Origin of the sequence: Actinomadura sp. 21ATH (assembly GCF_041951345.1) — a bacterium.
Classification (GTDB): domain Bacteria; phylum Actinomycetota; class Actinomycetes; order Streptosporangiales; family Streptosporangiaceae; genus Spirillospora.
The window spans coordinates 212130-224086 of sequence record NZ_JBGNUR010000003.1; the positions used below are offsets into that span (position 1 = coordinate 212130).

General features: G+C 75.6%; 11 protein-coding genes. 5 read left to right on the forward strand and 6 right to left on the reverse strand.

The window, feature by feature from the left end; all coding sequences use genetic code 11:
• Positions 1 to 439 precede the first annotated feature (439 nt).
• Complete coding sequence (locus ACA361_RS13320; protein WP_375012223.1) at positions 440 to 1588, reverse strand: NAD(P)/FAD-dependent oxidoreductase; 1149 nt, start codon at positions 1586 to 1588, stop codon at positions 440 to 442.
• A 166-nt stretch (positions 1589 to 1754) separates the two neighbouring features.
• On the opposite strand from ACA361_RS13320, the gene ACA361_RS13325 reads away from it, so the two are divergent.
• Together ACA361_RS13325 and ACA361_RS13330 are read left to right on the forward strand one after the other, a co-directional pair.
• A complete protein-coding gene (locus ACA361_RS13325) occupies positions 1755 to 1961 on the forward strand; it encodes a hypothetical protein (RefSeq protein WP_375012224.1) in 207 nt (68 codons plus the stop codon).
• Between the two features lie 76 nt (positions 1962 to 2037).
• Entirely contained in the window at positions 2038 to 2619 is a 582-nt protein-coding gene (locus ACA361_RS13330; protein WP_375012225.1) for an AAA family ATPase, read from the forward strand.
• 12 nt (positions 2620 to 2631) lie between these two features.
• Here the strand turns inward: ACA361_RS13330 and ACA361_RS13335 are convergent, their stop codons facing one another.
• From ACA361_RS13335 to ACA361_RS13355, 5 genes are all read right to left on the reverse strand, one after another.
• Positions 2632 to 3528: a M56 family metallopeptidase gene (locus tag ACA361_RS13335; RefSeq protein WP_375012226.1), complete on the reverse strand. Its 897-nt coding sequence runs from the start codon at positions 3526 to 3528 to the stop codon at positions 2632 to 2634.
• Between the two features lie 2 nt (positions 3529 to 3530).
• Positions 3531 to 3887, reverse strand: a complete 357-nt coding sequence (locus ACA361_RS13340) for a BlaI/MecI/CopY family transcriptional regulator (protein WP_375012227.1) — start codon at positions 3885 to 3887, stop codon at positions 3531 to 3533.
• Between the two features lie 87 nt (positions 3888 to 3974).
• The gene (gene argG, locus ACA361_RS13345) at positions 3975 to 5429 is read right to left on the reverse strand and encodes an argininosuccinate synthase (protein WP_375012228.1); all 1455 of its coding nucleotides are present in this window, start codon (positions 5427 to 5429) and stop codon (positions 3975 to 3977) included.
• Positions 5430 to 5495: 66 nt separating this feature from the next.
• Positions 5496 to 6425: a LysR substrate-binding domain-containing protein gene (locus tag ACA361_RS13350; protein ID WP_375012229.1), complete on the reverse strand. Its 930-nt coding sequence runs from the start codon at positions 6423 to 6425 to the stop codon at positions 5496 to 5498.
• A gap of 70 nt (positions 6426 to 6495) precedes the next feature.
• Entirely contained in the window at positions 6496 to 9597 is a 3102-nt protein-coding gene (locus ACA361_RS13355) for a BTAD domain-containing putative transcriptional regulator (RefSeq protein ID WP_375012230.1), read from the reverse strand.
• Positions 9598 to 9710: 113 nt separating this feature from the next.
• On the opposite strand from ACA361_RS13355, the gene ACA361_RS13360 reads away from it, so the two are divergent.
• Genes ACA361_RS13360 through pepE form a run of 3 tightly spaced genes read left to right on the forward strand, consistent with a single transcriptional unit; the run spans position 9711 to position 11915 of the window.
• Entirely contained in the window at positions 9711 to 10121 is a 411-nt protein-coding gene (locus tag ACA361_RS13360; protein ID WP_375012231.1) for a hypothetical protein, read from the forward strand.
• Between the two features lie 47 nt (positions 10122 to 10168).
• Positions 10169 to 11176 carry an adenosine deaminase gene (add, locus tag ACA361_RS13365; RefSeq protein WP_375012232.1) on the forward strand — a complete coding sequence of 336 codons (1008 nt, stop codon included), beginning with the start codon at positions 10169 to 10171 and terminating at the stop codon, positions 11174 to 11176.
• Positions 11177 to 11195: 19 nt separating this feature from the next.
• Positions 11196 to 11915: a dipeptidase PepE gene (gene pepE / locus ACA361_RS13370; protein WP_375012233.1), complete on the forward strand. Its 720-nt coding sequence runs from the start codon at positions 11196 to 11198 to the stop codon at positions 11913 to 11915.
• Positions 11916 to 11957 lie beyond the last annotated feature (42 nt).

Genomic DNA, 11957 nt, shown 5'->3' on the forward strand with positions numbered 1-11957 from the left:
CTCGCGCCCCTCACCGCCGACCTGCCGCCGGTGGTGCCGGCCGCCGAGACCGCCCCGCTGGTCCTCAAGGGCGGGCTGAACGGCCTCTCCCGCACCGGCCGGTGGACGGTGCCGCCGCGCATCCAGGCGTACGGCGGCGCGGGCGGCCTCAAGCTCGACTTCACCCGGACCGGCTGCCGGCTGCCCGAGATCGAGATCGAGGCGCACGGCCAGATGGCGGGCGTCACGCTGGTCGTCCCGGACGGCTGGGCGGTGGACACCACCGGCATGGACCCGGGGATCGGCGGGCTGAAGGACAGGACGTCCCCGGAACGGCGCCCGGGCACGCCGCTGGTCCGCCTCAGCGGCGACGGCGGGCGTGGTCGTCCGCCATCCCAACCGCTGGGAGCGCCGCAAGCTGGAGCGCAACCCGCCCGAGTGACCCGGCCGCCGGCCGGCGTCACTGCTCGCCGGGGCGGCGGGCCGGTGCGGGCGCGGGCCCGGCGGAGCCGTCGAGGAAGCGGCCGGGACGGTACGGGCCCAGCACGGCCGATTCGCCGCCGAGCACCTCGGCGGGCACCTCGCCGTACAGGAGGGCGGAGAGCGTGACGCCGCTGTGCGTGGCGACGACGTAGATCCGCGCGTGCTCGTCGGCGAAGCCGGCGACGGTGAGGCCGTCGGCGGGCATCGCGCGCTGCCCGACCCGCACCTGCTCGATCCGCGCGCCGGAGGTGGACGCGAGGACGCCCGCGAGCCGGCCGAGCATCTCCGCGCCGATGGCGGGCGCGGGCTCGGCGGCGGGGTCGGCGGTGCCGTCCAGGTCGAGCGCCTGGAGCTGGATCCGGCCGGCGCCGTCGGGCCGCAGGTTGAGCCGCCCGGTGGTGACGACGCGGGAGAGCCGGGCCGGTACGGCGGTGGTCACGCCCAGGTAGCCGTTGGTGGCGCGCCCCGACACGCGCGGATCGAGCATCGGCACGGTCAGCCCGGCGGACGCGGCGAGCTCCTGCGTCCACCGGCCCGCGCAGGTGGCGGCGGTGTCGGCGGTCAGCGTGCGGCCGTCGGCGAGCGCCAGCGTGACCCCGCCGGGCGAGGACGCGATCCCGCGGACCTCGGCGCCGGTCTCGACCCGGGCGCCGCGGTCGCGGGCCTCGCCGAGGAAGCGGCCGAGCAGCCGGATCGGGTGGGCGTGCGCCTCCTCCGGGAAGTACGCGTACTCGGCGGCGGCGGGATGGAGCAGGTCCGGCTCCAGGTCGCGGGCCTCGGCGGCGGTGACGCGCCGTACCGGATAGCCGCGCGCCTCCAGCCTGGCGACCCGCTCGGCGAGCATGGCGCGGTGCTCGTCCCCGGCGGCGCACTCCAGGTTGCCGGTGGGGAAGAACCAGTCCGCTCCCCCGCCGGCGAGGGCGTGGTGCGCCCGCACGGCGGCGTGGTTGAGCGCGAAGTAGTGCTCGGGGTCCTTGTTGTTGGCGTTGATCCACGCGACCGAGGTCGCGGTGGTCCCGGCGCCCGGGACGTCCCGGTCGAGCAGCACGACCTCCGCGCCGCGCCGGGCCAGCCCGGCCGCCACGGCGGTCCCCACGACGCCGGCTCCGATGACCGCGACTCGCACCGCACGACTCCTTCGCTTGCTTCGCTCACGCTCGTTCCCGCCTCGGCTGACGCCGGGCGTAGTAGTACCGCATCCCGCCTGCCACGGCGAACGGCGCCGCGCGTGTAGAGCCGTCCGGAGGCGGGCAACCATCAGCCGTACCGGCTCATCGGCCCTGGAGGTTCTCATGCTCGGCAAGTCACTGCTCGGGCTCGTGAAAGGCATGCTGGCCGTGGTGACGGCGCTGGTCCCCGCGTCCGCCCCGGCGGTCGCCGCCGTGGCCGTCGTCGGCTCCACCGTCATGGTCACCGCGGGCTGCGCGGACGGTGACGACGGCGGCGACGACAACGACCAGAACGACAACGACAACGACGACGACGGCAACGACGACTGAGCCGGCCGTCTCCTGACGGCGCCGCCGGAGACCGCCGCGGCGAGAGGTGATCGCGGGACGGTCTACTGTCTATTACATGTGTAATAGCGAGGCGGTGCCGGGCGCCGCGGAGCTCGCGTTCGCGATCGGTGACGTGGTGATCGTCTCCGGGCTGCCCGGGAGCGGGAAGAGCACGCTGATCGAGCGGGCGGTGGCGGACCTCGACGCCGCCGGCGGGCTCGTGGCGCGGGTGGACTCCCAGCTCGTCCGGGACGCCTGGGAACGCGGGCTCCCCGGCGCGCTCCCGTACACGGCGCTCCGGCCCGCGGTACGGATCGCGCACTACCTCCGCTTGTATCGCCACCTGCGTGCGGGCGGGGGCGTCGTCGTGCACGACTGCGGCGCGTACCCGTGGGTGCGGCGGCTGGCCGCGCGCCGCACCCGCCGCCGCGGCGGCCGCACGCACCTGGTGCTGCTGGACGTGCCGCCGCATGTCGCGCTGGAGGGCCAGGCCCTCCGGCGCCGCCGCGTCTCCCGGCACGCCTTCCGGCGGCACCTCCGCGGGTTCGGGCGGCTCGTGGCGGACGCGCGGGAGGGCCGCCCGCCGGACGGATGCTTCTCGGTCCTCCTCCTGGACCGGGCCGCGGCGGACGCCGTGAAGGTGATCCGGTTCGAGTGACGGCGGGCCGGTTCAGAGGAACGGGATGCCGAGGGCGTGGTCGAGCTGCCAGGCGATGAGGGCCATGCCGCCGGTGGCGAGGCCGGCGCCGGTGAGGGTGACCGGGCCGGTGACGGGGTTCTTGGCGGGCGGCGTGGCCAGCAGCGCCTCCACCCGCTGGACGACGCCGGAGCCGCTGAACGCCGGGAACGGGGGCCGGGGCGCGGCGGCCGCGGAGCGGGCCGATGGGGCGGCGGCCAGGGCCACCTGGGCGATGGTGCGGGCGACCAGTGCGCGGTCGCCGACCGCCTCGGCGGCGTCCTCGTCGGCCCAGCGCTCCAGGGTGAAGCGCAGCCGGGCGTTCAGCCGCCGCAGCACCGGGACGGTGCCCGCGGCCAGGGCGCCGAGCGCGAGGTAGCGGTGGTGGCGGTGGCGCAGGTGGGACGCCTCGTGCTGGAACACCACCCGCAGCTGGTCCCGGTCGAGGGCGCGCATCAGGCCGCGCGAGACCAGCACCCCGCCGCCGCGGCCGGGGACGGCCAGCGCCAGCGGCTCGTCGGAGTCCAGCACCCGCCGGGCGGTCCGCCGGGCGGTGCGGGTCTCGCGGACCGAGCGGACCGCGAGCCGGCCGAGGCCGGCCGCGCACGCGCAGGCCAGCGCGGCGGCGGGGACGCCGAGGCCCGCGTGGACGGGGCTGTCGTCGCCGAACAGCGCCCATTCGGGCAGGTGCTCGGCGGGCCCGGGCAGCAGGGTGGCGGCGTAGTTGACGGTGACGAAGACCAGGGTGCCGATCGCGGTGACGGCCGTGGCACCGGCGACGGTGGCCAGCAGGCGCGCCGTCCAGGCCGGATGCAGCGGCGTCCGGACCTCGCCTAGGACGGCGCCGAGCGCGATGGTCAGCACGGCGGGCAGGAACGTCAGCCAGACCACGGCTAGACCTCGGGCCGGCGCAGCACGGCGCGCAGCGCCTGTTCCTCGTCGCTGCTCAGGTTCTGCACGAACCGGCTCAGCACGGTGGAGGGGTCGCTGGCCAGCCGCAGGTGGTCGTGCATGCGGTCGGCCACCAGCCGCGACTCGTCCACGGCCAGCCGGTACAGGAAGTGGCGGCCCTCCCGGTCCCGGGTCACCAGCTGCTTGGCGTGCAGCCGGAACAGGATGGTGTTGATCGTGGTGTAGGCGCAGTCGCCGGGGATGCGCGCCTGGAGATCCGCCGTGCTGACCGGGCCGTCGGCGTCGGCGAGCGCGGCCAGCACCTCGGCCTCCAGCTGCCCCAGTGGTCGTCGCGGCACAGGCCCTCACCCCCAGCGGTCCCGGATCCCAGGCTCCGAGCAGGATATCCGGCCCCGCCCCGCCCACCGGCGGGGCGGCGGCGGGCGTCAGTCGTTGCCGGCCTCCATGGCGGCGTGGTCGAGCAGCTCGTCCTCGCCGGGGGCGGTGCCGCGGGAGGCGATCGCCTCGGCGCCGCCCTCGGGCATCGCGCCGATCAGCCCCGTCGCGGCCGCCTGCGCGGCGCCGATCAGGATCGGCTGCGGCTGCGCGCTGCCGACCAGGCCGAGCCCGGCGTACTGCTCCAGCTTGGCACGGGAGTCGGCGATGTCCAGGTTCCGCATGGTCAGCTGGCCGATCCGGTCGACCGGGCCGAACGCCGAGTCCTCGGTGCGCTCCATCGACAGCTTGTCCGGGTGGTAGCTGAACGCCGGGCCCGAGGTGTCGAGGATGGAGTAGTCCTCGCCGCGCCGCAGCCGCAGCGTCACCTCGCCGGTGACGGCGGCGCCGACCCAGCGCTGCAGCGACTCGCGCAGCATCAGCGCCTGCGGGTCCAGCCAGCGGCCCTCGTACATCAGCCGGCCCAGCCGCCGGCCCTCGGCGTGGTAGCTGGCGAGGGTGTCCTCGTTGTGGATGGCGTTGACCAGCCGCTCGTACGCGGCGTGCAGCAGCGCCATCCCGGGGGCCTCGTAGATGCCGCGGGACTTGGCCTCGATCACCCGGTTCTCGATCTGGTCGGACATGCCGAGCCCGTGCCGGCCGCCGATCGCGTTGGCCTCCAGGACCAGGTCGACGGCCGTGGCGAACTGCTTGCCGTTGATCGACACCGGCCGGCCCTGCTCGAACGCGATCGTGACGTCCTCGGCGTGGATCTCCACGGCCGGGTCCCAGAACCGCACGCCCATGATCGGGTCGACGATCTCGATCCCGGCGTCCAGGTGCTCCAGGGCCTTGGCCTCGTGGGTGGCGCCCCAGATGTTGGCGTCGGTGGAGTACGCCTTCTCGACGCTGTCGCGGTAGGGCAGGCCGCGCTCCAGCAGCCACTCCGACATCTCCGTGCGGCCGCCCAGCTCGCCCACGAACGCCGCGTCCAGCCACGGCTTGTAGATCCGCAGCGACGGGTTGGCCAGCAGGCCGTACCGGTAGAACCGCTCGATGTCGTTGCCCTTGAACGTGGAGCCGTCGCCCCAGATCTGGACGTCGTCCTCGAGCATCGCCCGGACCAGCAGGGTGCCGGTCACGGCCCGCCCGAGCGGCGTGGTGTTGAAGTACGCGCGGCCGCCCGAGCGGATGTGGAAGGCGCCGCAGGCCAGGGCCGCCAGGCCCTCCTCGACCAGCGCCGCCCGGCAGTCCACCAGCCGGGCGATCTCCGCGCCGTACGCGGTGGCGCGCCCGGGGACCGAGGCGATGTCGGGTTCGTCGTACTGGCCGATGTCGGCGGTGTAGGTGCAGGGCACGGCGCCCTTCTCGCGCATCCACGCGACCGCGACCGAGGTGTCGAGGCCACCGGAGAAGGCGATCCCGACACGTTCACCGACAGGCAGGGAGGAGAGCATCTTGGACACAGTAGAAGTATATGCACACTGCTGCATGAGTATGCAAACTGATCAGCGGTGTCCCGCCCGGGCCCGTCACGCCTCCGGGGTGAGCCCCTCGGCGGCCTCCTGGAGGGCGTCGATCAGCGATCGGGCGGCGGGGCTCAGCCGGCGGTGGGCGTTGAGGGTCAGGCCGACGCTGTGGCCCACCGGCTCCAGGGAGAACCGCAGGGTGGTGAGGCGGGGGTCGTCGGCGCCGATGAGGCCGGGAAGGGCGCCGATCATGTCGGTCTCCATGAGGAGCTGCCGGACGGTCAGGTACGAGGTGGCCTCGACGCGGTTCTCGGGCAGGTCGGCGCCGTTGCGGACGAAGAAGCCCTCCAGCTCCCGGCGGAGGGTCGTCTCGACGCCGGGGAGGATCCAGGGGTAGCCGCGCAGCTCCTCCAGGCCGATGCCGTCGCGGCCGGCGAGCGGGTGGTGGACGCCGACGATGAGCCGGATGGACTCCTGGTAGAGGCTGCGGCGGACGGTGTCCTCGGTGCTGGGGCTGGAGAGGCGGCCGACGATCAGGTCGACGCGACCGGCGGTGAGCTCCACCATGAGGGCCTCGGGCGTCGCCTCGCGGACGATCACGTTGAGCAGCGGGCGGTCGGCCTTGAGGCGGGCGATGGCCCGGGGCAGCAGCAGGTTGGAGCCGGCCAGGTGGGTGCCGACGACGACCTCGCCGCGGGTGGCGTCGGCGAGCTCCTTCACGTGCCGCGCGGCCTGGGTGAGCTGGGCGAGGACGGCGCGCGCGTGCTCGGTGAACGCCGTGCCGAAGTCGGTCGGGGTGATGCCGCGCGGGCCCCGCTCGTAGAGGGTGACGCCCAGGATCGCCTCAAGGTCGTGCAGGCCGCGGGTGACGACGGGCTGGGTGACGTGCAGCGCGGCGGCGGCGCCCACGACGCTGCCCCGTTCGGAGAGCGCGTCGACGAGGACCAGGTGGCGCAGCTTGAGGCGGCCGTCGAGCAGGCGCGGAGTCTCCATGGACGCACCGTACTCCGCCCTGGGCATCGCTCAGCGACGGATCCGCCCACGCCGGGCATACCGCGCTGCTCTACGGCGCGGCCGGCGGGCGGAGGCGCGCGGCGACCGAGGCGAGCGCGGCGGCGCGTTCCAGGCCCGCGCCGCGCCGGTGGGCGGCGGCGAAGGCGGACTCGCCCAGCACGGCCGTGACCTCGCGGGTCACGGCGGCGACGTCCAGGTCCGCGGGGCTCGGGCCGCCGCGCAGCGCGGCGGCGGCGCCGAGCGTCCCGGCCGCGGCCGCGTGCTCGCCGCGCGCGGCGAGCAGGCCGGCCGCGCCGACGGCGGCGAGGGCGGCGGCGGCCATGTCGGGGACCTCCACGGCCAGGTCGAGCGCGGCGGCGAGGTCCCGGCGCGCGGTCTCCAGGTCGCCCGCGCGCAGCGGGAGCCAGGCGGCCGAGGCCCGCAGCAGCCCGTCGAACGGCGGCATCCGCTCCGGCAGCGACGCCAGGTCGGCGCGCGCCGCGCGGTAGTGGTGCGCCGCCTCGTCCGGATCGTCCCGCCACCGGGCCAGGTCGCCGAGGCCGAGCCGCGCCATGATCCGCCGCCGGACGGCCGTCCACACGGTGCCCGGGGCGAGCAGCCCCGCGAGGAGGTCCCGGGCCCCGTCCGGGTCGCCGCGCTGCGCCCGCACGGTCGCGAGCATCACCCGCTGCAAGGTCGCGTCGTCGGTGGTGCCCAGCTCGTCCAGCAGGGCGACGGCCCGTTCCAGCGAAGCGGCGGCGCCGCCGAGGTCGCCGAGCGCCGTCTGGTCGTACGACAGGAACGTCAGCGCCATCGCCAGCCCCCACCGCTCGCCCGCCGCGGCGAACGCGTCCGCCGCGGCGCGCAGGTCCGCCGCGCCGGACCGGTCGCTCTGCATCATCGTGCGCATCAGCAGCAGCATCCCGGCCGTCCACGGGTCCGGATGCGGCAGCCACCGCGCGATCCCCTCCAGCACCGCGGCCTCGCCGGCGCCGGTCAGCAGGGCCAGGCCCGCCCGGGCCAGCGCGGCGGCGGGCTCGTCGGCCGCGCCCAGCCGGTCCTGGACGGCGCGCGCCGCGCCCGGTTCCGCCGTGCCCGACAGGATCGCGTTGACCGCGTAGAAGGCGGCCGCCGCGGCGGCGGCGTGCGGCTCCGCCGGGCCGGGGACGCGCAGGGCGAGCAGGAGCCGTTCGGCGGCCTGGACGTGGTCGCCCTGGATCGTCCAGAAATGCCCGAGCGACGCGGCCAGCCGGACGGCGGTGCCGGCGTCGCCGCGCCCGGCGGCCAGGCGCAGCGCCGCCATCAGGTTGCCGTGCTCGCGGGCGAGGACGTCCAGCCAGGGCAGCTGGCCCGCGCCCGCCAGCCGCGGCCTGGCGCGCTCGGCGAGGTCGAGGAAGCAGGCCGTGTACGCCGCCTCGGCCTCCCCGCGCTCGCCGCTCTCGTCCAGCCGGGCCAGCCCGTACTCGCGGATCGTCTCCAGCATCCGGTAGCGCGGCTCGTCGCCCTCGACCTGCTGGAGGAGCGACTTGTCGGCCAGGACGGACAGCGCGTCCAGCGCCCGCGCGGGCGCGAGCCCGCACACGCGCGCGGCGGCCTCCGGCGTGATCCCGGCCGGGAAGACCGCCAGCCGCCGGGCGAGCAGCCGCTCCCGCTCGTCCAGCAGGTCCCAGCTCCACGCGACCACCGCGTCCAGGGTCCGGTGGCGCGGCAGCGCCGTACGGCCGCCGCGCAGCATCGGGAGGCCGTCCTCCAGGCCGGCGGACAGCGCCCGGAGGGGGATCGACCGCAGCCGGGCGGCGGCCAGCTCCAGCGCCAGCGGCAGGCCGTCCAGCCGCCGGCAGATCGCTTCGACGTCGCCGGCGTCGTCGCCGGTGACCGCGAACCCGGGCCGTACGGCGGCGGCCCGTTCCGCGAACAGCCGGGCCGCCTCGGGCGGTTCGAGCGGGCCGACCGGGCACAGCGTCTCGCCGCCGATCCCGAGCGCCTCGCGGCCGGTGGCCAGGATCGTGAGGAGCGGGCAGCGGCCGAGCAGTTCCTCGGCGAGCCGGGCCGCCGCGTCGATGACGTGCTCGCAGTTGTCCAGGACGAGAAGCGTCCGCCCGCCCGACAGCGCGCCGGCCAGCCGCGCGACCACGTCCCGGGGGCCGGGCGCCTCCAGCGCGGCGCGGCCCAGCGGCCCCAGCGCGGCGACCACCGCGCGCGGGACGTCCGCCGGGTCGGCCACCGCGGCCAGCTCGGCCAGCCACACGCCGCCCGGCGCCCGGTCCGCGTGGTCGGCCGCGACCACGGTCGCCAGCCGCGTCTTCCCCGCCCCGCCGGGCCCGACCAGCGTGACCAGCCGCCCGCCCGCGAGCGCGGCGCGGGCGCGTTCCCGTTCCGCGGCCCGGCCGACGAAGCTCGTCAGCGGCGCCGGGAGGCCGCCCTCCCGCGGCGGTCCGGGAGCGGTCCCGCGCAGGATCGCGACGTGCAGATCGCGCAGCGCGGGACCGGGGTCGCCGCCGAGCTCCTCGGCCAGCAGCGTCCGGTACGCGTCGTACGCCGCCAGCGCCTCCGCCGTCCGCCCGCCCGCGTGCAGCGCGCGGATCAGCAGCTCGCGCGGCCGCTCCCGCAGCGGGTGCGCGGCCACCAGCTCGGCCATCTCCGCGACCAGGTCCGGCGGCCCGCCCGGGACGGCGAGATCCGCCTCCAGCCGGTCCTCCACCGCGGACAGCCGCAGCTCGTCCAGCCGGCGCCGGTGCGGCTCGGTGAACGGCGCGCCGCCCGCGTCCGCCAGCGCCTCGCCCCGCCACAGCCGCAGCGCCTCCCGCAGCCCGGCCGCGGCCCCCGCCGGATCGCCCGCCCGCAGCGCGCGCCGCCCCGCGAGCGCCAGCCGCTCGAACTCGGCGGCGTCCACGGCCTCCGGCGGCAGGGCGAGCCGGTAGCCGCCGCCCGCGCGCTCCACCAGCCCCGCGGGCAGCGACCGCCGCAGCCGCGACACGTGCGTGTGGAGCGCGTTCGCCGGATCGCCGGGGCCGTCGCCGTCCCACAGGTCGCGGACCAGCGTCCCCGCCGGAACGGGCCGTCCGGCGTCCAGCGCGAGCCGCGCCAGCAGCGCCCGCTGCCGGGCACCGGCGATCCCGATGGCGCGCCCCCCGGCCACGGCTTCGAGCGGACCCAGGATGTGCACGCGCATACCCGCCACCCTGCCAGACGGCAGCGGCGGCTACGTCCCAGGTAATCGTCTTGCCGCCCGCCCCTCCGTAACGTCGTGGCCATCAGGCAGAGACCTCCCGGAAGGGGATCCCGATGACCACCTCGCACACTCCCGCCCGCGCCCTGCTCGCCGACGGCGCCCGCCTGCTCCGCGTCGCGCTGCGCCTGGACGCCGTCGTGACGGGTGCCAACGGGCTGGCCTACCTCGCCCTGGCCGGGCCCCTGCACGACCTGCTAGGGCTGGAGGCCGCGCCCGCCCGCGCGCTGGGCGCGTTCCTCGTGGTGTACGCCGCCGCCGTGTGGGCCGTCTCGATGCGCCCCCGCCCGCTCGCCGTGACCGCGGTGGTCGAGGCGAACGTCGTGTGGACCGTCCTGAGCCTCGCCACCGCCGTCATGGGCTGGCTGTCCCTGAACGCCGCCGGCGTCACGTGGGCGGTGCTCCAGGCGGCGGCCGTCGCGGGCTTCGCCGCGCTCCAGTGGACGGCCCTGCGGCGTACCCGCTGATCAGGGCCGATATCGTCGATCCCAAACGATCGATCGGTGGGGGAAGAGTGGACGAGTTCATCGCGGGGCTGCCCAAGTGCGAGCTGCACCTGCACATCGAGGGCACCCTGGAGCCGGAGCTGAGCTTCGAGCTGGCGAAGCGCAACGGCCTCACGCTCCCCCACCGCACCGTCGAGGAGGCGCGCGCCGCGTTCACCTTCGACAGCCTGACGACGTTCCTGGTCGGCTACTACGAGGGCATGAACGTCCTGCTGAAGGAGCCGGACTTCTACGACCTCGCGATGGCGTACCTGGCCAAGGCGGCCGCGCAGAACGTCCGGTACGCCGAGATCTTCTTCGACCCGCAGGCGCACACCTCGCGCGGCGTCCCGTTCGACGTGGTGATCCGCGGGCTGCGCCGCGCGGTCCTGGACGCCGAGCGCCTGCACGGCGTGCGCGCCCAGCTCATCATGTGCTTCCTGCGCGACTTCTCCGCCGGGTACGCGATGGCGACGCTGCTGGAGTCGCTGCCGTACCGCGAGTGGATCGTCGGCGTCGGCCTGGACTCCGACGAGCGCGGCAACCCGCCGGCCAAGTTCGAGAAGGTCTTCGCCCGCGCCCGCGAGGAGGGCTACCTCCTCACCATGCACTGCGACGTCGACCAGGAGGACTCGACCGAGCACATCCGCCAGGTCCTCCAGGTGATCGGCGTCGACCGGATCGACCACGGCGTCAACGCGCTGGACGACCCGGCCCTGGTCGAGGAGATCAAGCGGCGCGGGCTGGGCCTGACCGTCTGCCCGGTCTCGAACGGCTTCGTCACCGACGGCTCCAAGGCGGACGCGATCCGCCGGATGCTCGACCTGGACCTGCGCGTCACGATCAACTCCGACGACCCGGCCTACTTCCGCGCCTACGTCGCCGAGAACCTCCAGCTCGTCAGCGACGAGCTGGGCCTGTCGCGGGAGGACCTCGTCCGCCTCGAACGCAACGCCTTCGAGATCGCGTGGCTGCCCCGCGCCGTCAAGGACGCCTTCCTCACCGAACTCGACACCTACGCGCGGAGCTCCCGATAAAGCGGTGTTGAATTGGAGCATGGAGCTTTTTCTGCTGTCGAACTCGCGGACTCACGGGCGGGCGTACCTGGAGCACGCGGCGGAGGCGATCGGGGAATTTCTGGGCGGGCGGCGGCTGGTGTTCGTTCCGTTCGCGCTGCGGGACCATGACGGTTACACCGCGACCGTCGCCGGGGCCATGCGGGCCCTCGGGATCGAGGTCGTCGGGGCGCACACGGCGGACGATCCGCGCGGCCTGGTCCGGGACGCGGAGGCCGTCTTCGTCGGGGGCGGCAACTCGTTCCGGCTGCTGTCGACGCTGCAGCGTACGGGCCTGCGCGAGGTGATACGGGACCGCGTCCGGGAGGGCGGGCTGCGCTACATGGGGTCCAGCGCGGGGACGAACATGGCGTGCCCGACGCTCCGCACGACCAACGACATGCCGATCGTGCGGCCGGAGTCGTTCGAGGCGCTCGGGCTGGTGCCGTTCCAGATCAATCCGCATTTCCTGGACGCCGATCCGGGCAGCACGCATATGGGCGAGACCAGGGAACAGCGCATTACCGAGTTCCTGGAGGAGAACGACGTTCCGGTGCTGGGAATGCGCGAGGGCGCATGGCTCCGGGTGAGCGCGGGAAAGGCCGTTCTCGGCGGGACGACCGGGGCCCGGCTGTTCGCGCGCGGCGCCGAGCCGCGCGAGGTGGCGGCGGACGCCGACGTGTCGTTCCTGATGGAGGCGGAACCTAGGTTCGACGTCTGACGGAAGAGGGGGGCGCCGCCGCGGCGGCGCCCCCTCACCGAT

What these genes read in the sequence shown, in the direction of transcription:
- ACA361_RS13350 (WP_375012229.1), bottom strand. Translation starts at nt 6,425, where the DNA reads ATGGAGACTCCGCGCCTGCTCGACGGCCGCCTCAAGCTGCGCCACCTG.
- ACA361_RS13330 (WP_375012225.1), top strand. Translation starts at nt 2,038, where the DNA reads ATGTGTAATAGCGAGGCGGTGCCGGGCGCCGCGGAGCTCGCGTTCGCG.
- pepE (WP_375012233.1), top strand. Translation starts at nt 11,196, where the DNA reads ATGGAGCTTTTTCTGCTGTCGAACTCGCGGACTCACGGGCGGGCGTAC.
- ACA361_RS13360 (WP_375012231.1), top strand. Translation starts at nt 9,711, where the DNA reads ATGACCACCTCGCACACTCCCGCCCGCGCCCTGCTCGCCGACGGCGCC.
- ACA361_RS13325 (WP_375012224.1), top strand. Translation starts at nt 1,755, where the DNA reads ATGCTCGGCAAGTCACTGCTCGGGCTCGTGAAAGGCATGCTGGCCGTG.
- ACA361_RS13355 (WP_375012230.1), bottom strand. Translation starts at nt 9,597, where the DNA reads ATGCGCGTGCACATCCTGGGTCCGCTCGAAGCCGTGGCCGGGGGGCGC.